20 protein-coding genes are annotated in these 20,173 nt (G+C 57.0%); 8 read left to right on the top strand and 12 right to left on the bottom strand.

Annotated features, from left to right (window positions below; all coding sequences use genetic code 11):
- The first annotated feature begins 3 nt into the window (after window positions 1-3).
- On the top strand, window positions 4-861 hold the full coding sequence (locus C1J03_RS20400) for an alpha/beta hydrolase (RefSeq protein ID WP_254694111.1): 858 nt from the start codon (window positions 4-6) through the stop codon (window positions 859-861).
- Here C1J03_RS20400 and C1J03_RS20395 read toward each other — a convergent pair.
- The 4 genes from C1J03_RS20395 to cobU all read right to left on the bottom strand — a co-directional run bounded on the left by C1J03_RS20395 (window position 827) and on the right by cobU (window position 4,247).
- The gene (locus C1J03_RS20395) at window positions 827-2,341 is read right to left on the bottom strand and encodes a YifB family Mg chelatase-like AAA ATPase (RefSeq protein ID WP_114888251.1); all 1,515 of its coding nucleotides are present in this window, start codon (window positions 2,339-2,341) and stop codon (window positions 827-829) included. The two genes, C1J03_RS20400 and C1J03_RS20395, sit on opposite strands and share 35 nt — an antisense overlap.
- A gap of 72 nt (window positions 2,342-2,413) precedes the next feature.
- Entirely contained in the window at window positions 2,414-3,091 is a 678-nt protein-coding gene (locus C1J03_RS20390; RefSeq protein WP_114888250.1) for a glutathione S-transferase, read from the bottom strand.
- 59 nt (window positions 3,092-3,150) lie between these two features.
- Window positions 3,151-3,729, bottom strand: a complete 579-nt coding sequence (locus C1J03_RS20385) for a histidine phosphatase family protein (protein ID WP_114888249.1) — start codon at window positions 3,727-3,729, stop codon at window positions 3,151-3,153.
- Window positions 3,726-4,247 carry a bifunctional adenosylcobinamide kinase/adenosylcobinamide-phosphate guanylyltransferase gene (gene cobU, locus C1J03_RS20380; RefSeq protein ID WP_114888248.1) on the bottom strand — a complete coding sequence of 174 codons (522 nt, stop codon included), beginning with the start codon at window positions 4,245-4,247 and terminating at the stop codon, window positions 3,726-3,728. The genes C1J03_RS20385 and cobU overlap by 4 nt, the downstream gene beginning before the upstream one ends.
- 96 nt (window positions 4,248-4,343) lie before the next feature.
- On the opposite strand from cobU, the gene C1J03_RS20375 reads away from it, so the two are divergent.
- From C1J03_RS20375 to C1J03_RS20355, 5 genes are all read left to right on the top strand, one after another.
- Entirely contained in the window at window positions 4,344-5,219 is an 876-nt protein-coding gene (locus C1J03_RS20375; RefSeq protein WP_114888247.1) for an RNA polymerase factor sigma-32, read from the top strand.
- 105 nt (window positions 5,220-5,324) lie between these two features.
- On the top strand, window positions 5,325-6,518 hold the full coding sequence (gene coaBC / locus C1J03_RS20370; protein WP_114888246.1) for a bifunctional phosphopantothenoylcysteine decarboxylase/phosphopantothenate--cysteine ligase CoaBC: 1,194 nt from the start codon (window positions 5,325-5,327) through the stop codon (window positions 6,516-6,518).
- Between the two features lie 66 nt (window positions 6,519-6,584).
- Entirely contained in the window at window positions 6,585-7,019 is a 435-nt protein-coding gene (dut, locus tag C1J03_RS20365) for a dUTP diphosphatase (RefSeq protein WP_114888245.1), read from the top strand.
- Between the two features lie 35 nt (window positions 7,020-7,054).
- Window positions 7,055-8,059 (top strand): HesA/MoeB/ThiF family protein, encoded by a 1,005-nt coding sequence (locus tag C1J03_RS20360; protein ID WP_114889111.1) that lies wholly within the window; start codon window positions 7,055-7,057, stop codon window positions 8,057-8,059.
- A gap of 84 nt (window positions 8,060-8,143) precedes the next feature.
- Window positions 8,144-10,165 carry a M3 family metallopeptidase gene (locus tag C1J03_RS20355; RefSeq protein WP_114888244.1) on the top strand — a complete coding sequence of 674 codons (2,022 nt, stop codon included), beginning with the start codon at window positions 8,144-8,146 and terminating at the stop codon, window positions 10,163-10,165.
- Between the two features lie 8 nt (window positions 10,166-10,173).
- Here C1J03_RS20355 and C1J03_RS20350 read toward each other — a convergent pair whose 3' ends face one another.
- The 7 genes from C1J03_RS20350 to C1J03_RS20320 are packed head-to-tail and all read right to left on the bottom strand — an operon-like array spanning window position 10,174 to window position 17,264.
- On the bottom strand, window positions 10,174-11,103 hold the full coding sequence (locus C1J03_RS20350) for a 2-hydroxyacid dehydrogenase (protein WP_114888243.1): 930 nt from the start codon (window positions 11,101-11,103) through the stop codon (window positions 10,174-10,176).
- Window positions 11,100-11,510, bottom strand: a complete 411-nt coding sequence (locus C1J03_RS20345) for a VOC family protein (protein WP_114888242.1) — start codon at window positions 11,508-11,510, stop codon at window positions 11,100-11,102. Before C1J03_RS20345 ends, C1J03_RS20350 begins: the two co-directional genes overlap by 4 nt.
- Window positions 11,511-11,538: 28 nt before the next feature.
- Entirely contained in the window at window positions 11,539-12,678 is a 1,140-nt protein-coding gene (rodA, locus tag C1J03_RS20340; RefSeq protein WP_114888241.1) for a rod shape-determining protein RodA, read from the bottom strand.
- Complete coding sequence (gene mrdA, locus C1J03_RS20335; RefSeq protein WP_114888240.1) at window positions 12,675-14,618, bottom strand: penicillin-binding protein 2; 1,944 nt, start codon at window positions 14,616-14,618, stop codon at window positions 12,675-12,677. The genes rodA and mrdA overlap by 4 nt, the downstream gene beginning before the upstream one ends.
- 16 nt (window positions 14,619-14,634) lie before the next feature.
- The gene (locus tag C1J03_RS20330) at window positions 14,635-15,264 is read right to left on the bottom strand and encodes a rod shape-determining protein MreD (RefSeq protein WP_114888239.1); all 630 of its coding nucleotides are present in this window, start codon (window positions 15,262-15,264) and stop codon (window positions 14,635-14,637) included.
- Window positions 15,261-16,181, bottom strand: a complete 921-nt coding sequence (gene mreC, locus C1J03_RS20325) for a rod shape-determining protein MreC (RefSeq protein WP_114888238.1) — start codon at window positions 16,179-16,181, stop codon at window positions 15,261-15,263. Before mreC ends, C1J03_RS20330 begins: the two co-directional genes overlap by 4 nt.
- A 36-nt stretch (window positions 16,182-16,217) precedes the next feature.
- Window positions 16,218-17,264: a rod shape-determining protein gene (locus C1J03_RS20320; RefSeq protein WP_114888237.1), complete on the bottom strand. Its 1,047-nt coding sequence runs from the start codon at window positions 17,262-17,264 to the stop codon at window positions 16,218-16,220.
- Window positions 17,265-17,447: 183 nt separating this feature from the next.
- On the opposite strand from C1J03_RS20320, the gene C1J03_RS20315 reads away from it, so the two are divergent.
- Both C1J03_RS20315 and C1J03_RS20310 read left to right on the top strand, forming a co-directional pair.
- The gene (locus C1J03_RS20315; protein WP_114888236.1) at window positions 17,448-18,032 is read left to right on the top strand and encodes a VOC family protein; all 585 of its coding nucleotides are present in this window, start codon (window positions 17,448-17,450) and stop codon (window positions 18,030-18,032) included.
- Between the two features lie 69 nt (window positions 18,033-18,101).
- Window positions 18,102-18,506 (top strand): RidA family protein, encoded by a 405-nt coding sequence (locus tag C1J03_RS20310; RefSeq protein WP_114888235.1) that lies wholly within the window; start codon window positions 18,102-18,104, stop codon window positions 18,504-18,506.
- Window positions 18,507-18,552: 46 nt separating this feature from the next.
- Here C1J03_RS20310 and C1J03_RS20305 read toward each other — a convergent pair whose 3' ends face one another.
- On the bottom strand, window positions 18,553-20,142 hold the full coding sequence (locus C1J03_RS20305) for a 2-isopropylmalate synthase (protein ID WP_114888234.1): 1,590 nt from the start codon (window positions 20,140-20,142) through the stop codon (window positions 18,553-18,555).
- Window positions 20,143-20,173: the final 31 nt, after the last annotated feature.

Here is a 20,173-nt window from a genome sequence, read left to right as displayed (position 1 = left end):
CGAATGCGCAACGCCATAGGGCCCATGGAGTTGCGGTATAATTTTGAAAAACAGGCGCGCCTGTTATTTCACGCCCCAAGGGGCACGACAAAGCGTTGGACCGCCCTTGGCGGCGTCGACACTTTGGAACTTACCCCCCGCCACGTCCAACAGGATCGGGTCATTTTGTACTTCCATGGGGGTGGGTTTGTTTTTGGCAGCCCCGAAACTCATGCCGCCCTCGCAGCTCAACTTGCCCACCGGGTGAAGGGGCGTGCACTTCTGCCTCGCTACCGTCTTGCCCCTGAGGCCGTTTTTCCTGCTGCCGCGCTGGATGTCCGGGCTGCTTGGGACGGGTTGATCGCTGATGGGGTTGATCCGGCGCATGTGGTCATTGGTGGCGATAGCGCGGGTGGCGCGCTGGCCTTTGGCCTGTTGGCACAGCTTTGTAGCGAAGGCGCGCCAATGCCTGGCGCGGTGTTTGGCTTTTCTCCTCTGACGGATATGACCCACTCCGGCGAGAGCTTTGTGGCGAATGCAGAGTGCGATGTCATATTGCCAGCCGAGCGGGCTGGTGAAATGGCAGAAATATTCTTGAACGGCCAGCCTCCCGACGACCCGCGCTGCAGTCCGCTCCATGGTCAATTCCATGGCGCTCCGCCAACTTGGTTTACCGTGGGCGATACCGAAATTTTGCGAGATGATGCGCGCAGGCTAGCGGATGTTTTGCGCCGTGATGGTGCCCCCGTAAATCTGGTCGAGCGTCACGATCTACCGCATGTTTGGCCCCTCATGCATAACATTCTGCCCGAGGCACGCGAGACTTTGGATGCGCTGGCAGAGTGGATCAAGCAAGTGCAAGGCTGGCCAACCGAAAGCTGACGGCTTCGGCAATATGTGGGCGGCGAACCTCTTCAGAGCCGTCAAGGTCGGCGATGGTGCGCGCAACCCGGAGGACGCGGTGGTAGCCCCGCGCCGAGAGATGAAACCGCTCCGCCGCCCGGCTTAAGATATCGCGCCCTTCTGCATCTGGCGTCGCTACTTGTTCCAACACATCGCCCTCGGCATCCGCATTGCAGATCATCGCCGGGTAGGCTGCATAACGGGCCTGCTGCACAGCGCGCGCCGCTGAAACCCGCATTCGGACTTCCGCCGATCCTTCGCCCGAAGCGGGCAAATCAAGGTCCGTATAAGAAACTGGCGGCACATCGACACGCAGATCAAACCGGTCCATCAACGGGCCCGAAATACGGCCAAGATAATCCTCTCCACAATGCGGAACCCGGGCGCAGGCCCGTGCAGGATCAGTCAAATACCCACATTTGCAGGGATTGGCGGCAGCGATCAGTAAGAACTTGCAAGGATATTTCACATGGGCATTTGCGCGCGCGATCATCACTTCACCCGTCTCAATGGGTTGGCGTAGAGTTTCCAAAACGGCGCGACCGAATTCGGGGAATTCGTCCATAAAAAGCACGCCATTATGAGCCAGACTTACCTCGCCCGGTTTAGCTTGCCGCCCACCTCCAATAACCGCTGCAGTTGACGTGGTATGGTGAGGGTCGCGGTAAGGTCGCGCCCGAGATATCCCACCTTCGTTCAACAATCCCGCAAGTGAATGGATCATAGACGTCGATAACGCCTCTGCCGCCGAGAGGGGTGGCAGGATTGAGGGGAGCCGCTCTGCCAGCATGGACTTCCCAGACCCCGGTGTACCGACAAGCATCAGGTGGTGACGCCCAGCCGCGGCAATTTCCAGCGCCCGTTTTGCACGTTCTTGCCCTTTGACCTCGCGCAGATCTTTGGCGTGAGCCTGTTCGCTGACCTCGCCGGGCTCCGCCGGAGACAGCGGCACCTGGCCAGTATAGTGGCGCACCACGTCGCCCAATGTGGCCGCCGCAATAACCTGCGTCGCCCCGACCCAAGCGGCTTCTGCACCGGATGCTGCAGGACACAAAAGGCTTCGCCCTTCTTGGGCAGCGGCCATTGCGGCGGGTAGCGCACCGACAACCGGCACGAGCGTTCCATCCAAAGACAACTCCCCCAATGCGACGACATCTTGCGTGACATCACCCGGCAAAATATCGAGCGCAGCAAGCAGCGCCAAAGCGATGGGTAAGTCGAAATGACTGCCCTCTTTTGGCAAATCGGCGGGGCTGAGATTTACGGTGATCCGTTTCGACGGCAAGGCTATCGCCATGGACGTCAGTGCCGTGCGCACCCGGTCGCGCGCCTCGGAAACCGCTTTATTGGGTAGGCCCACTATAGAAAACGCGGGCAAACCCGGGGTCACGGCACATTGCACCTCAACCATCCGGGCTTCAACGCCTTGAAACGCAACAGTATAGGCGCGCGAAACCATGTCATTCCCTTTCAACTCTCACCGAATGGTTAAGAGGTAGGGAGCGAGTGTTTAGGAAGCGTTAACGATGTTTCAAACAGGCCAAGGGGCTATTGCCGTGCCCATATCGTAGGGGAACGGATCATAAGTGACCTTGAGCCCCTCTTTGCGCCACGCCTGAAATGCGGGATCGCTGAGTGTGGCCTCACAATAAGCGCGCGCTTCGTCTGACACAGGCAGGTCATAGCCGATGATCCGGGCACAAACGGGCGCATAAAACGCATCTGCTAGCGAGTACGCGCCGAAAAGCCATGGCCCATCTGATGCTTGTTCCCGCGCAAATTTCCACAACTCTTCAATCCGAGCAATATCAGCAAGGACCGCGTCTGACGCAGAATAACCTGCATTCACATGGACCAACTGCATGGGGCAGGCTTCGCGCAACGCCCCAAACCCCGACACCATCGCAGCACATAGCCACCGCGCACGCGACCGCGCGACGGGATCTGTGGGCCACATTGCGCGTTCTGGGTGCCGTTCCGCCAACGTCTCGGCCATGGCCAATGTCTCGCCGATCACCTCACCTTCGGGGGTGCGCAAAATCGGGACAAGACGCGCCGGAGCAAAAGGGGCCAGATCGTCCGCGAACGTGCCACTGTAGAGCCCAGCCAGAGTTACCTCATGGTCCAGATTGAATTTTTCTAGCATCAGCCAGCCCCGTAAGGACCAACTAGAAAAGCTGCGATCGCCGATAATTAGGTTATATGTCATGGGCCAAACCTATCGGGAGCTACCCGGTTGGTGCAAATGCAATTTTGTGGCGCGGATCATCACGGGACGTGATTGATAACCTCAGCATGGCAGGTGTCACCGTGGTGCAAGGTCGTCACCGACAGATTGTCTATCTTATGCGCAAAGGCATCATAAGCGCTGACCCTAAGGGCGCGTTGTAGCTGGGTCAGGATCACCCCAAAATGCGCGACAGCGATTATATGTGAATGCGGATGGTCTTGGTTCAGGCGGTTCACAATGGCGTTCACCCGCGCCGATGTAGTGTTCCAGCTTTCGCCACCGGGGGGGGCTACATCACCGGGTTGTTCCCAATAAGCGCGGCTCAATTCTGGATGGCGTTTGGCAACGATATCGAACCGAACGCCGTCCCATTCGCCGAAATGTAACTCCCGTAGATCTTTGTGATGGGGCAGGCGCCTGCGCGTCTGCGCGGTAAGGGCATCTGCCGTCGCAGAGGCACGCATAAGGTCCGAAGAGATCATAAGCGCTTCGTCTGGCAAATATGCATTCAGTCGCGCAATTTGTTGGGTATCCGAAAGATCGGCGGGGACATCCCGCCATCCAACAAAGGTCTTTTCATGTGTTGGGCCGTGGCGCACCCAGTGCCAAACCGTCATGGTAAGTGTCCCTTGAGCACCAGAGGCAACCCAGCGATGACCTGCACGGCAAGGTCAGCCTCAGCCGCGAGGGCGATATTCAGACGCCCTTGGAACTCCCGAAAGCGACGGGCCAAAGCGTTATCTGGCACGATCCCGTACCCCACTTCGTTGGAGACGATAATCCACGGCGCGGCACACCTGCGCAACGCGTCCAGCAAGGATGCTTGAACCAAAGAAATTTCTGCATCCGCCATCATCTGATTGCTCAGCCACATGGTCGCACAATCGATCAAAACCGCATCTTTGGACGTTAACCCGGCAAGCGTCGGCGCAAGGTCCAGCGGCTCTTCAATAGTGCGCCAGCGGGCATCTCGGCGCGCTCGGTGTATCGCCACGCGAGAATTTGTTTCGCTATCGCCGATCTGACCTGTGGCTAGATAGATCGCATCTAAGTTATTGGAAAGTATAAAGTTTTCAGCCCATTGGGATTTCCCTGAGGCCGCCCCACCTAGTACAAACGTGCCTGATGGCAACATTTTTCACCTTCATTCATGAACCAATTCCGAAGTTCATGCGTATCCCTATCGAAGGCGCATCACAAGATACGCCACTGCGATAGGGAGTATTGTGCAATGGCAATCAGAACTTCACAGGATTTTTCTCTGACCCGGACAGCAATGAAAGCCGAGCTTTTAGATGCCGAGACCGAGTTGAAACTGGCGTATGCGTGGCGAGATGAGCGCGACGAAGCAGCCCTTCACCGCTTGATTACAGCTTACATGCGCCTCGCCATTTCCATGGCATCAAAATTCAAACGGTACGGCGCGCCAATGAACGATTTGATCCAAGAAGCGGGCTTGGGACTTATGAAAGCCGCCGACAAATTTGACCCTGATCGGGGCGTGCGGTTTTCGACCTATGCCGTCTGGTGGATCAAAGCATCGATTCAAGATCACGTGATGCGCAATTGGTCGATGGTGCGCACCGGGTCGACGTCCAGCCAAAAATCGCTGTTTTTCAACATGCGCCGCGTGCAGGGGCGTCTGGAACGCGAGGCCGCAGCTCAAGGTGGAACGCTTGATAAACATCAGCTACGTCAGATGATCTCAACTGAGATTGGCGTGCCGCTCCATGATGTCGAGATGATGCAAGGGCGGCTGTCCGGCTCTGATTATTCGCTGAATGCGACGCAATCGTCAGAAGACGAAGGCCGCGAATGGATTGACGCACTTGAAGATGATAGCGCCCAAGCCGCCGAAAACGTTGAAGAAAGCCATGACCTTGTGCAATTGCGCTCTTGGTTGTTGGACGCGCTGGTCGGGTTGAACGACAGAGAGCAATTTATTGTTCGCGAGCGCAAATTGCGTGAAAATCCACGCACGTTGGAAAGTTTGGGACAAGAGCTGAGCATAAGCAAAGAACGCGTGCGGCAGCTTGAAGCCGCGGCGTTTGACAAGATGCGCAAGGCGCTTGAGGCACAATCGCACGAAGTACGTCATTTCTTGTGATCTGATGATTTGATGCCAACAGCGTTGCGGTGACATTGCTGCGCCCTTGTCGCGCCCAAAGGTGGGGCCTATGCTCAGCGTTCAAGGGCCATGAAGGGGCGCATCATGCTGGCAGGCAAACATATTCTGCTCATCATCGGTGGTGGGATTGCAGCGTTCAAGTCGCTTGATTTGATCAGGCGTTTGCGTGAACGCGGAGCCGTCGTAACCCCAGTCTTGACCCTTGCGGGCGAAGAATTTGTAACACCCCTTTCCGTTTCAGCATTGGCCGGAAGCAAACTGTACCGCGATCTGTTTGATCTGGGCGACGAGGCCGAGATGGGCCACATCCAATTAAGCCGTGTGGCTGATCTGGTCGTGGTTGCTCCGGCCACCGCCGATCTGATGGCCAAGATGGCGGGCGGTTTGGCCAATGATTTGGCCTCAACCTTGTTGCTGGCGACAGACACACCGGTACTGATCGCACCGGCAATGAACGTGCGCATGTGGCAACACGCAGCAACGCTACGCAATCTCGCTACCCTCAAGGCTGATGGCATTGCGGTCGTGGGACCGAACGAAGGCGACATGGCGTGCGGCGAATTTGGCCCCGGACGCATGTCGGAGCCGTTGGAGATAGTTGCAGCGATTGAGGCGCGCTTGTCGGATGGACCTCTAACAGGGCGGCGCGTTTTGGTGACATCCGGCCCGACGCATGAGCCAATTGATCCAGTCCGCTATATCGCAAACCGTTCTTCAGGGGCGCAGGGCACAGCGATTGCGCGCGCTTTGTCGGCGCTGGGCGCTGAGGTGGTGTTTGTAACGGGCCCCGCCGATGTTCCACCGCCGGACGGCGTTGAGGTGGTCGCGGTCCAGACGGCACAGCAGATGTTAGAAGCCGTCGAAGCCGCATTGCCTGCAGATGCGGCTGTCTTTGCCGCAGCCGTCGCGGATTGGCGCGTCACATCCGCTTCTGATCGCAAGCTAAAAAAGACCAAGGATGGTATCCCTGCGCTGACATTTACCGAAAATCCCGATATTTTGCGCCACGTCAGTGGCCTGAAAAAGGGACGCCCTGCATTGGTCATCGGCTTTGCAGCTGAGACTGATGATGTGCTGGAGAACGCAACGGCCAAACGGCTTCGTAAAAGCTGCGATTGGATCGTGGCCAATGATGTTTCACCGGGTACTGGCATTATGGGTGGCACGGAAAATGCCGTCACACTGATCAGTGACACCGGGGCAGAAGATTGGCCGCGCATGGACAAAGCTGCGGTGGCCAAGAAACTGGCTGCGCGTATTGCTGAAGCTTTGGGGTAAAAAAGGCGATGTCTGCGATGATGAACTCAAACAATTGGAAACGCTGCCGTGCCTGAAATCGCCTGTATGTGGGAGCCGGACGCGGATCGATCGCTGGGGCTTCCGCGCTATGAAACCGCGGGCGCTGCTGGCGCGGATTTGCGTGCTCAATTGCCAGATGGCGCTGTTGAGCTGCCGGTCGGACAGCGCGTCTTGATCCCGCTTGGGCTGCGTATGGCGATCCCCGAAGGGTTCGAGGTACAGATCAGGCCCCGGTCGGGCCTTGCGCTCAAGCATGGCATCACTTTGCCAAATAGTCCCGGCACCATCGACGCAGATTATCGCGGACCGGTTGGGGTGATCCTGTTAAACGCCGGCGACGGGCCTTTTGTGATCGAACATGGCATGCGGATTGCTCAGATGGTTGTTGCGCCTGTGGTGCAAGCAGATTTTGCTGCTGTCGAGGCACTTGATGATACCGTGCGCGGCGCTGGTGGCTTCGGCTCAACCGGGGTTAGCTAGTGCTGGTCGTAGTTCTTGGCGTTGTGATTTGGGCCATGGGGGCTGTGTTAGGCACACCCAAGCCAGCGCGTTGGCTTATGTTGGGCGTTTTGCTGGTTGCGGCCATAGGCATTCAATTGGTGTTTCCTGACGGTCATCCGCTGCGCGCTGTCACCGGAGGAGAGGCTGCCTTGTGGCTGATTGTCCTAGGGGCGGCGGCCGTGGTCTGGGTCTATAAAATTATCTTGAAGCGACTGAAGGCGCAGGCTGTTCAGGATGACGTTCCCGTTGTCGCTCAGAATGGGTCATTTTCCGATACAGAACTAAACCGCTATGCCCGCCACATCGTTCTGCGGGAGGTTGGCGGTGCTGGGCAAAAGGCGCTTAAGAATGCGAAAGTACTGGTGATAGGGGCAGGCGGATTGGGTGCGCCCGCGTTGCAATACCTTGCTGCGGCAGGCGTGGGCACCATCGGGGTAATTGACGACGATACCGTTGAGAACGCGAACCTGCAACGTCAGGTAATCCATAAGGACGCATCAATTGGCACGCCAAAGGTGTTCTCTGCTGAAGCTGAAATGCTGGCCCAAAATCCGTTCGTAACAATCAAACCCTATAATCGCCGCCTTACGGAAGAAATCGCGCCCGACCTTTTCGCGGACTTCGACGTGGTGCTTGATGGGACAGATAATTTCGACACGCGCTATCTGGTCAACCGGACTGCTGTGTCAGCAGGCATACCGCTGATCTCTGGTGCGCTGAGCCAATGGGAAGGGCAGCTGAGCGTGTTTGATCCTGCCCGCGATGCACCTTGCTATTCCTGTGTTTTTCCGACACCGCCCGCGGCGCATTTGGCCCCAAGCTGTGCTGAGGCCGGTGTGATTGGCCCTTTGCCTGGCGTGGTGGGTGCAATGATGGCCGTAGAGGCAGTCAAACTGGTTACGGGGGCAGGCACAGCACTACGCGGCCAGATGGTAATTTATGACGCGCTCTATGGTGAAAGCCGTCAGATCAAGCTGAAACGTCGGCCTGATTGCGCCGTATGTGGCGCGGGCAGCTAAGGGCCCCGCATCGTCAAGAAATTCCGCGCTGTGATTGCAACCTGACCGACGCATGCATACCTTTAGTCTCAAAGGAGCCCCCCCATGACATCGACCACAAATACACTGCTGCAGGACTGGACTACGCCTTACGGATTAGCCCCGTTCGATGCCATTTCTGATGATGATTTTGCGCCTGCACTTGAGGCGGCTCTTACAGCGCATCGAAATGAAATTGATACAATTGCGACGGCATCAGCGGATCCGAACTTTGCCAATACGATTGAGGCACTGGAGGCCGCGGGCAAAGCGCTTGATCAGGTGCTTGGGGTGTTTTTCACGGTCGCCGGAGCGGACAGCAACCCCGCGCGTGAGGCGTTGCAGCGTGACTTTTCACCAAGACTTGCCGCGCATTTTGCTGAGATTTCCAGCAACAAAACACTGTTCTCCCGCATCGCAGCTGTCTGGGACGGACGCGAAGCATTGGGTTTGACAGGCGAACAAGCGCGAGTTCTGATGTTGACGCACCGCGGTTTCGTACGCTCAGGGGCAGCACTTGAAGGCAGCGCTGAAGCACGCATGAAAGAGATCAAGGGGCGGCTTGCCGTGCTGGGAACCGAATTTACCCAGAACCTTCTGGCAGATGAGCGCAGCTGGTTCATGCCGCTGGCGGAGGCCGATCTTGAAGGACTGCCGGATTTCGTTATTGATGCCGCGCGCGCGGCTGGGGACGAGAAAAAGCAAGATGGGCCGGTTGTAACGTTGTCCCGTTCATTGATCGTGCCGTTCCTGCAATTCTCGCCGCGTCGCGACCTGCGCAAGATTGCGTTCAAGGCGTGGGAAGCGCGCGGCGCAAATGGCGGCAAGACCGACAACCGTGCGATTGCCGCCGAAATCCTCGCCCTAAGGCAAGAACGCGCGCAGCTTCTTGGGTACGCAAGCTTTGCCGACTACAAGCTTGAAACCGAAATGGCCAAAAAACCTGACGCCGTCCGTGGCCTTCTGATGGACGTCTGGGAACCCGCCAAGCGCCAAGCCGAAGCAGATGCTGATGTGCTAACCGCGATGATGCACAAAGACGGCGTGAATGACGATCTGGCTCCGTGGGACTGGCGCTATTATGCGGAAAAGCGGCGTGCGGCGGAGCATGACCTGGATGAAGCTGCGCTAAAGCCTTACTTCCAATTGGACCGGATGATTGACGCGGCCTTTGCCTGCGCCACCAGACTATTTCACCTGAAATTCGCACCCCTCGACGTGCCGCTCTATCATGAGGATTGCCGTGCATGGAAAGTGACCCGCGACGGAAAACATGTGGCTGTATTTATCGGGGACTATTTTGCGCGCGGATCCAAACGGTCGGGCGCGTGGTGTTCTGCGATGCGGGCGCAGGCGCGGTTTCCCCAAGCTCAGACGCCAATTGTCATCAACGTGTGTAACTTTGCCAAGGGCGATCCAGCGCTGCTGAGCTATGATGACGCGCGCACGCTTTTTCATGAATTTGGCCACGCTTTGCACCAAATGCTGTCGGATGTGACCTATGAAAGTGTGTCGGGCACCTCTGTCGCGCGAGATTTTGTTGAGTTGCCAAGCCAGCTTTATGAGCATTGGCTTGATGTGCCAGAAGTGCTTGGTGAGTTTGCGATCCATGCCAAAACAGGCGAAGCGATGCCGGCTGAGATGCTCGAAAAAGTACTTGGTGCCGCGACGTTCGATATGGGGTTCCAGACCGTAGAATACGTGGCCTCGGCTCTTGTTGACCTGGCTTTCCACGAGGGCGATGTCCCAGCAGATCCAATGGCACGACAAGCGGAGGTGTTGGCTGAACTTGGCATGCCGGCTGCGATCACCATGCGGCACGCGACACCGCATTTCGCGCATGTGTTTGCGGGGGACGGCTATTCCAGCGGTTATTACAGCTACATGTGGTCCGAAGTGATGGATGCCGATGCTTTTGAAGCCTTCGAAGAAGCAGGCGGCGCCTTTGACGCGGAACGCGCCAAGGCACTGGAAGAACATATTCTGTCTACCGGAGGCAGCCGCGATGCAGCCGAACTTTACGTTGCATTTCGCGGCCGACTGCCGGGGGTTGAGGCCCTGCTCAAAGGACGGGGATTGGCAGCTTAACCTCTGCCTCAATAGCCCAGTGTTCGATCCACAAGGTTAAGAAAAGGCTCACCTGCTTCGCCACGTCGGATGTTTTCAACGATGACCTGCGATGCAGTCACCGACCGTGTCTCCGCCGCGATATGCGGCGTCACGGTAACGTGCGGGTGCGCCCAAAAGGGGTGCTCTACAGGCAGCGGTTCAATCCGAAATACATCTAGCGTGGCGTGTGCAATCTGGCCGTTGTCGAGCGCTTCAATTAATGCGCTATCGTCGATCAGAGGTCCGCGCCCGGGATTGATAATGAACGCCCCACGCGGCATTTGCGCGAGCGTTTGCGCGTTTAGGGTGTTTTCCGTAGCTGCTGTATCAGGCAGGAGCGTCACGCAAATTTCGGCGCGAGACAGCGCATCTGCTAGACCTGCTTCGCCATGTAGGCAGGTCACCCCCGCCATTTCTTTGGCGCTCCGCGACCAACCAGTGACATTGAACCCGAGATTAATCAGCGCTGCTGCCGCCGATTGACCCAATGCGCCAAGACCAAGGATAACCACCTGACGCTCCTGTGCCAAAGGTGGGGTGCGCGGGGTCCAATCGGTGCTCCGGTTCAGAATGTCGATGTCCAAACCCAAATGATAGCGCAGCACATGGGCCGAGATCCATTCCACCATGGCACTTGTCAGCCCCGGATCGACCATTCGCGCCAGCGGGATGCGCAGGGTCTCATTGCCCACAATTGTCTCCACCCCGGCCCACAGGTTCAGCACCGCTTTTGCGCGGGTATAGGGGGTGAAATCCTGCAGCTCGCTGTTGGGCGCATAGACAATATAGTCGACTTCATCTGCCGGGATGTCCTGGGCTAGGTTAGCGTCAATATTTGCGGCTTTCAAAGCTACACGCAGGTGCGATTCATATTTTTGCCACCGGTCAGGTTGGGCTGCGAACAGAATGTTGATCATGTAGCGAAGGCTCCGTTCATGTCGGCAAGGCCCTTGATCTCGATTGGGTTGCCAGAGGGGTCTCGAAAAAACATTGTTGACTGCTCGCCGGGCTGACCTGCAAAGCGTGTCTGCGGCGAGAGCACGAAATCCGCACCAGCCTCTTCGAGCCGGTCAGCCAGTGCGCGCCAGTCTGCATGTTGCAGCACTACGCCAAAATGGGGCATCGGCACTTTGTGATCCCCGACCAATCCTGTAGGGGCATCGGCAAATGGCGTACCCAAATGACACGAAATCTGATGTCCGAAAAAGTCGAAATCGACCCACGTCTGTGTGCTGCGCCCTTCGGCACATCCCAAAAGATCGCCATAAAAACGCCGGGTCTCGTCCAAATCGGTCACGTTAAAAGCAAGGTGAAATATCGACATTTAGGTTCTTTCTGAAGGGTTCATGACGTTAGCGTGGTCTATGGACATGCGCGGATTGCACCAACCCAAAGGCAAGAAGCAAAACCAGCATGGCCGAGCCTCCGTAGCTAACCAATGGCAGTGGTACCCCGACGACGGGAGCAAGGCCCATCACCATCGACATATTCACCGCAAAAAAGAGGAAGAAATTGAGCGCAATACCAAGCGTCAGGAGAGAGGCAAACCGGTCCTTGTTAAGGATCGCAGACACCACGCAGAACACGATTATCAGTGCATATAGCGTCAGCAAGGATATCCCGCCAACAAAGCCGAACTCTTCGGCGAGCGTTGTGAAAATAAAGTCGGTGTGTTTTTCGGGCAGAAAATTCAGACGGCTCTGTGTGCCTTGCATAAAGCCGCGCCCAGTCCAGCCGCCAGATCCCAGTGCAATCTTGGATTGGGTGATGTGATAGCCCGCGCCCAACGGGTCCGTAGACGGATCGAGAAAGGTATCAATGCGGCGGAACTGATAGTCCTTGATCAACTGCCAAGGCGTGCCGCGTGATTGAAAAACTGTTGTCACCAGTCCAATGGCCCCCGCTAGAACGGCGGCGAAGTAGGCCCAGTGCACACCGGCCAGAAACATCAGCCCACCACCGGCCGTCAGCAGCAAGATCGCGGTGCCAAGATCCGGCTGGCCAAGTACAAGCCCCGTCGGCACAAGGATGATGAGCACCGGCAGCAAAACCCACAAGGGGCGCGAGGTTTTCTTGGCCGGTAGCCAATCATAATAAGCCGCCAGAAACATCACGAGCGTTATCTTGGTCAGCTCAGACGGTTGAAGACGGAAAAACCCCAGATCGATCCAACGTTGCGCACCCATTCCGACCGCGCCAAAGAGTTCAACGGCAACAAGCAGCATCAAAGACAATCCGTACGCCAGACCGGCAAGGTTGCGCCAAAGCCAAATCGGCACCATGCCAACTGCCAGCATCAAGACGACCCCGAGGCCAAACCGCTTCATCTGCGTTGCGGCCCACGGGTCAAATTTGCCGCCTGCCACGGAATAAAGCATCAAAAACCCAAAGCCCGCCACACTGGCCAGCAGTAAGGCCAGAGGCCAGTGGAAGAACAGGATTTTGCGCAGCCCGACAGGGACAGATTTGACGCTATGCTCTAGATAACTCATGCCTGATCGTTGCCCTTGATCTGGGCCACTGGCTTTACATCACGCAAGGCTTCTTGTTGGATTTTGATCCTATCGCGGTCGCCGGTCGGATAGGCCTCCAACGGGGGCTCCCCGCCATAAAGCGCCTGCAACATCACATCTCGTGCAATCGGAGCGGCCGCAACTGATCCGCCACCGCCGTGTTCAACCAATACTGCCACCGCATAGCGTGGCTTGTCATAAGGTGCGAAGCTGACAAAAAGCGCATGATCACGCCGCCCCCAAGGGAGGTCTTTGTTGCGGGTCACGCCGCGTGCACGTTCAGCAGCCGTAATATTACGGACCTGACTGGTTCCGGTCTTGCCTGCCATGCGCTCGCCGTCCGCGATAATTCGGCTGCGATAGCCCGTCCCACGACGGTTGTTGACCACCTCGTACATTGCGCGGCGTATCTTGCGCAGATTGTTTTCATTCATGTCGAGCTTTTCGCCCGCCCCTGACGGCTGTTCCACGCCATCAACAGATTTCACCAATCGCGGTGTGATCGACCGCCCCGTCGCGATCCGTGCTGTCATAACAGCCAGCTGAATGGGCGACGCTAGCATAAATCCCTGACCGATGGAGGCGTTGACGGTATCACCAACCACCCAGCCCTCGCCTCGGTTCTCGCGCTTCCATGCCATTGTGGGCATCAGGCCAGCATTCACCGAACTCAGCGCCAAATCATGCTTGATCCCAAGGCCAAAGCGTCTCGCCATGGCAGAAATTTTTTCAATCCCGACTTTTACGGCCAAATCGTAGTAATAGACGTCGCACGATTGCTTGAGCGAGTTTTCCAGATCGACCCAACCATGGCCCGCACGTTTCCAGCAGTGAAACCTCCGCCCGGCAACCTCAAGGTGGCCGGGGCAATAAGCGGTGTCATCTGGCCCTACTAGCCCATCTTCGAGAGCCGCCATTGCGGTCATCATCTTGAACGTTGATCCCGGTGGATAAGCCCCTTGCACGGTTTTGTTGACCAGTGGTCTGTAGGCTGAATTGAGAAGTGGGTTATAGTTTTTGGATGAAATGCCACCGATAAAAAGGTTGGGATCATAGCTGGGAGCCGACGCGATTGCAGCTAGGTCACCTTTTTCGAGGTCAATCATGACCACAGCGGCACTTTCGCCGCCCAACCGCGCCATCACGTAATTCTGGAGGTTCGCATCAATTGTCAGCTGCAGATCGGCCCCTGATTGCCCTTCGCGGCGCGCCAGTTCGCGCATGACGCGACCCGTGGCGTTGACCTCGACCTGCTTGGTGCCGGCGGTGCCGCGCAAAAGCGCCTCTTCGCGGGCCTCAACGTTGATCTTGCCAATATTAAACCTTGGAATGCGAAGCACTTGATCGGGGTCGTCTAATGCGTCCAGATCTGCTTGCGAAACCCGTCCTACACGCCCAACGATATGTGCAAAGTCAGACCCACGCGGATAAACGCGGGTAAGCCCGACCTCAGGCGACACACCCGGCAACGCGGGCGCATTCACTGAAACGCGACTGACATCATCCCAGCTTACGTCCTCCAAAATGGTGACCGGAAGGAACGGGGCAGAGCGTTTCACCTCTGCCAGTACCCGTGCGCGCGTTTCATCATCAACGGCAATGATGGCGGCAAGGCGGTCCAACACGGCCTCGACGTCGCCTGCATCCTCGCGCACCAACACAATACGGTAGCTGGGCACGTTTTGCGCCAAACGCATACCTTTGCGGTCAAAGATTTCGCCACGAGTTGGTGGGATCAGCCGGATATTAATGCGGTTTTCTTCGGCAAGTAGGCGGAATTGATCCGCCTGATCCACCTGTAGAAAGCGCATCCGTGCGGCCAACCCACCCATAAACAACAGCTGCGCTCCCCCCAAAAGAGCGGCGCGGCGGCTTAGTTTACTATGGCTTGCCTCGATATCTGCGCGGCTGCGTCTCATGATTGGATGCCTCGTATCATGCGCGCTGCCCCTTCGAGTCCAATTCCCCGGGAGCAGTTTTGCGTACGCCCATCAGACCATGGGTTACGCCCGCGATCAACGGGTAGAAAAGCAATGTCATTCCCAGCTCAATCAGGCTGAGCCCCCAAGGTGCCGTGTCGACCAGGAGGAGGCTCAAGATGATCCGGTTGGCTATAAAGATGGAGACCATCACAAAAGCCACTGCAATCCACTCTGCTACGAAGGTAGCATCGCGCAAACCGCGTTCGCGCATCTTTAGGTTTTCGCACCCCACCAGCGTCAACAAAGCGAGCAACCCTGGCGGGCGCTGCAGCAACATATCCGCAAGAAGAAATATCCCCGCCAACAAGATTGCGGGGACGTATTCGGGCCGCCGCAAGGACCACGCCATCGCAAAACCAAGCAGTAAGTCGGGGCCGATCCAACGCCGTGGATCGCTTAGGTGAAGCAAGCGTTCCAGCCGTGCATCACTACTGTCCGAGGCCGCAAGCGGCACCAGATCAGTGGTAAAAAGATCAACCGGAGCCGTATCAAGCGGCAGCAATTGGTAGAAAATAATCAGCGCGGTAAGGAGCACAAAACCCGCACGCATCAGCCAAAGCCGGGCAGGGGAGAGCTCGTTCATGGCTGCGTGGCGTCCGGGGCATCTTCAGACGGCACGATCATCTCAGGGTTAAGTGGACCGTTTGGCGTTATGACGAATGCAGTATTTGAAACCGGGTCAGTACCGTGATCACGCAGCACGCGCAGGAATTCGAGCCGCTCATAATCTGCAGCGAGGCGAACGCGCAGACGTCCACCCGGATCCGCCGCAACCTGTCCGATAAGCAATCCCGCTGGAAACACTCCGCCGTCGCCCGAACTGATAACCCTATCGCCGGGGCGTACCAAATCTGGATTTTCAATGAAATCGAGCGGCGGTGCCGCTGAATTGTCACCAGCCACAATGACCCGTTGGCCCGAGGGTTGAATCGTCGCTGGAATGCGACTGGATGCATCGGTCAGCAGGATCACCCGCGCGGTGTTTTGGCCCACTCCGGAGATACGCCCAACCAGCCCGATGCCGTCCATCGTCGCCCAGCCATCCACCAATCCATCGCGTGCGCCGACATTGAGCAGCACGGATTGCCGGAAGGGCGAGCCGGAATCGGCCAAAACCACGCCCGTAACATAGGTCAGCCGCGGATCAAGCCGCACCTTGTTCAGATCCAACAGGCGCGCGTTCTCTTGCTCAAGCTGAAGGGCCGCTTCTTTCCAAACCTGCATCTGGCGTAGTTCTGAGCGCAATTCACCGTTTTGTTCAGAGAGGCGTCGATAGCTTTGGAAATCGCGTAACAAATTCACCGTGCCTGTGACAGGAGCCATGGCCCACTCAAAATTTGGCACGACGCTGTCAGTGATTTGGGCGCGAAACCGTTCTACACGCGGACTGTCGATGCGCCATATCAGGAATATAGCGCCCAATACCAACACCAGCACAGCCAAAAGCAACCGGCGCAAAGGCCCCGTGTAATCATTGGAATTTGATCTGTCTCTGGCCATGTCGGTTCAGGCTCTCCTGCCCGTCGCGCGGGGCGTTTAGCTGTCGTAGTCTATCGCGTGGCGCAGCTGTTTTTCAAACTCAAGCGCCTTGCCAGTGCCTAGCGCCACACAATTGAGCGGCTCATCCGCGATCGAAACCGCAAGGCCCGTCTGCTCGCGCAGCGCCAAATCCAGATCGCCCAAGAGCGCGCCACCACCTGTCAGCATCACGCCCCGGTCCACGATATCGGCAGCCAAGTCGGGAGGCGTTGTTTCAAGCGCGGTCATCACAGCTTCGCAAATTTGCTGAACCGGCTCGGCCAGTGCTTCGGCAATCTGAGCTTGGGTCACTTCGATCTCTTTGGGCACCCCGTTCAACAGGTCACGCCCACGAATTTGCATAGAACTCCCGCGACCGTCATCGGGCATACGCGCAGTGCCTATCGACGTTTTGATCCGCTCCGCCGTGGTTTCGCCGACCAGAAGGTTCTGTTGACGGCGCAGATAGCTGATAATCGCCTCGTCCATACGGTCGCCGCCAACGCGCACTGAGCGCGCATATACGATGTCGCCCAACGAGAGCACCGCGACTTCGGTGGTGCCGCCGCCAATATCCACGACCATATTACCGGTTGGATCAGTGATCGGCATGCCGGCCCCAATGGCGGCCGCAATCGGCTCTGCAATCAGGCCTGCGCGGCGTGCACCAGCGCTAAGAACAGATTGCCGGATCGCACGTTTTTCAACCGGTGTGGCCCCATGAGGCACGCACACAATGATCTTGGGCTTGGAAAAAGTGGAGCGTTTGTGGACCTTGCGGATGAAGTATTTGATCATCTCTTCGGCGGTGTCAAAATCGGCAATGACCCCTTCGCGCATGGGGCGGATCGCTTCAATGCTGCCCGGCGTACGGCCAAGCATCAGCTTTGCATCCTCGCCCACGGCCAGTACTTTTTTGACGCCGTCTTTGACGTGATAGGCCACAACGGACGGCTCTGACAAAATAATGCCGCGCCCTTTGACGTAGACCAACGTGTTCGCGGTACCCAGATCGATTGCCATATCGGACGAGAACAGCCCACGCAGGTTTCCAAAGATATTCATCGGGCTCGGTACTCTCACAATTGGGTTTGGCCCGCGACTCTTTCAAGGCTGGCTGGGGGTCTTTATATGCGCCGCGATCATGGGGTGAAAGGGGGGTTCCGTAAGGACCTCGGCATGTTGTTGCCGCTATGATATCTTGTGAGGCATAGCCACCGGTCAACCCAGCGTTAACAGGAGCAAGTCATGAAGAAAATTCAAGTTTTGGGCGTTCATCATATCACCCTAAATGGGGCGGACCGACAGACGAGCATTGATTTCTGGGAGGGCGTGCTGGGCATGCCCTTTATTTTTGACCAACCGAATCTTGATAACCCTGAAGAGGGACATCTTTACTTTGATCCAGGCGACGGGCGGTTGATAACTATCTTTTCCGACGAAAACCGCGCAGGCAACAGCGACCGGACCCCAACGGATCCGGGCTGCGTCCATCATTTAGCTTTCGAAGTTGACCGTGCAATGTTTGACCAGGTCCCTGTACGCCTAGAGGCGCGCGACATTAAACACTCTGGCGTCAAAGACCGCGGCTTCATGCATTCGATTTATTTTAAGGATCCGCTGGGCCTGTTGATCGAAATGGCCTGCTACACGTTCATCCCACCGCGCGGGTCGTCTCATGCTGAGATGATGTTGGAGGCGCATAAATTGCGGGTCGCGCGCGGTGCCAATGCGATTGAACGCGAAGATTTGGCAGATGCCGCTTTGTTGATCGTGGAGCGGGGGCAAAAATCGCTGAGCGAAGACCGCGGGGCACGCAACCCTTTTGCATAAGGGCACCCCAATCTTCGCCAGATTGTGATATGGTTCTGGTCCGCAACAACATTTGAAAAGGACATATTCATGGCCCCCAAACGCATAAATCCAGAAAACCTTTACAACAGTCTTACCTACGGATTTTCCCACGCCACAGTGAGCGAGCCAGGGCAATTGTTGCACATTTCAGGCCAAGTAGCATGGGACAGTGAGTACAACGTGGTTGGTGGAAATGACCTCGGTGCACAGGCACGGCAGGCATATGCCAATCTCAAAGCAGTGTTGGAAAGCCAAGGGCTGACCCCGGCTGATTTGGTGCGGATCAGGACTTATGTTGTGGACCATTCGCCCGACAAGCTTGAGCCAGTGGCCGCAGAAATGATGGCGTTTTACGGGGATGCGACCCCGGCTGCGAACACTTGGATCGGTGTGCAGGCGCTTGCTTTGCCAGATTTCCTGATCGAAATTGAGGCCACTGCACAGATGCGCTAGAGATTTAGGCGAGGCGAGGTGGGCAAATTGATTGCCCACCCTACATTTAGCTCACATCTTTGTAGCTGACCTCACGCTTGTCCGTGCCGCCTTTTTCACGGCGCACCAACAGACGGTTGAGCGCGTGAATATAGGCGCGCACCGAGGCCACAACCGTATCGGTATCCGCTGATTGGCCCGTCACAATGCGCCCGTCTTCTTCCATACGTACGGACACGGTGGCCTGTGCATCGGTTCCTTCGGTCACCGCATGCACCTGATAAAGTTGCAGGCGTGCGGAATGGGGCACCAGCGCTTTGATGCAGTTAAACGATGCATCGACAGGGCCGTCGCCGGTCTGCTGGGTGCTCTGTTCGGTTCCGTCTACATCAAGGACCATATTGGCCTGCTGTGGCCCGTCTGTCCCGCAGATGACACGCATGGATTTAAGTTTGATCCTGTCTGCTTCGGGGTCTGTGGCCGTGCGCATCAGCGCAACCAAGTCGTCGTCGTAGATTTCTTTTTTGCGGTCTGCCAGCTCTTTGAAGCGTACAAATACGTCCTTGAGTTGATTATCCCCCAGCTCAAACCCGAGGTTCTCCAGCTTGGAGCGCAGGGCAGCGCGGCCCGAATGCTTGCCCATGACGATGTTGGTCTCTGACAGCCCCACATCTTCGGGACGCATGATCTCAAACGTCTCTGCGTTTTTCAGCATGCCGTCTTGGTGGATGCCGCTTTCGTGCGCAAAGGCGTTCTTGCCAACGATCGCTTTGTTGAACTGCACTGCAAAACCGCTGACGGCTGCAACGCGGCGCGAAATGTTCATGAGTTTGGTGCTGTCGATTTCGGTCCGGTAAGGCATAATGTCATTACGCACCTTGAGGGCCATCACGACCTCTTCGAGCGCGGTGTTGCCCGCACGTTCGCCCAGACCGTTGATGGTGCACTCCACCTGACGCGCGCCAGCTTCAACGGCGGCAAGGCTGTTGGCTGTCGCCATGCCGAGGTCGTTGTGACAATGCGTGGCAAAGATGATCTCGTCCGCGCCCGGCACGTTTTCCAGCAGGCCGCGGATCAGTTCGGCGCTTTCGCGTGGCGCAGTATAGCCGACGGTGTCGGGAATATTGATCGTCGTGGCACCCGCTTTGATCGCGATTTCGACGACCCGGTAAAGGTAATCCAACTCGGTCCGCGTGGCATCCATAGGTGACCATTGTACATTGTCACACAGGTTGCGCGCGTGGGTCACGGTTTCAAAGATCCGATCGGCCATCTGGTCCATATCAAGGTTCGGGATCGCGCGGTGCAGCGGCGAGGTCCCGATGAACGTGTGAATGCGTGGGCGGGCGGCATGTTTTACCGCGTCCCAACAACGGTCGATATCGCCGATCTGCGCGCGGGCCAGCCCGCAGATCACTGAGTTCTTTGAATTGCGCGCAATCTCGGACACGGCATTGAAATCACCCTCGGAAGCGATCGGAAACCCGGCTTCGATGATGTCTACGCCCATTTCATCCAGCAGTCCGGCGATTTCCAGCTTTTCAGCGTGGGTCATTGTCGCACCCGGCGATTGCTCGCCATCGCGCAAAGTAGTGTCAAAAATCAGGACGCGGTCTTGTTGTGTACCAGCGGCGTGCGGATTGGTGTTGTCAGTCATTTTATGGCTTTCTGTTCTGCTGTGATTTTCC

Origin of the sequence: Sulfitobacter sp. SK012 (assembly GCF_003352085.1) — a bacterium.
Classification (GTDB): Bacteria; Pseudomonadota; Alphaproteobacteria; order Rhodobacterales; family Rhodobacteraceae; genus Sulfitobacter.
The sequence above is the reverse complement of the archived record's forward strand: the minus strand, read 5'-3'. Positions and strand labels throughout refer to the sequence as shown.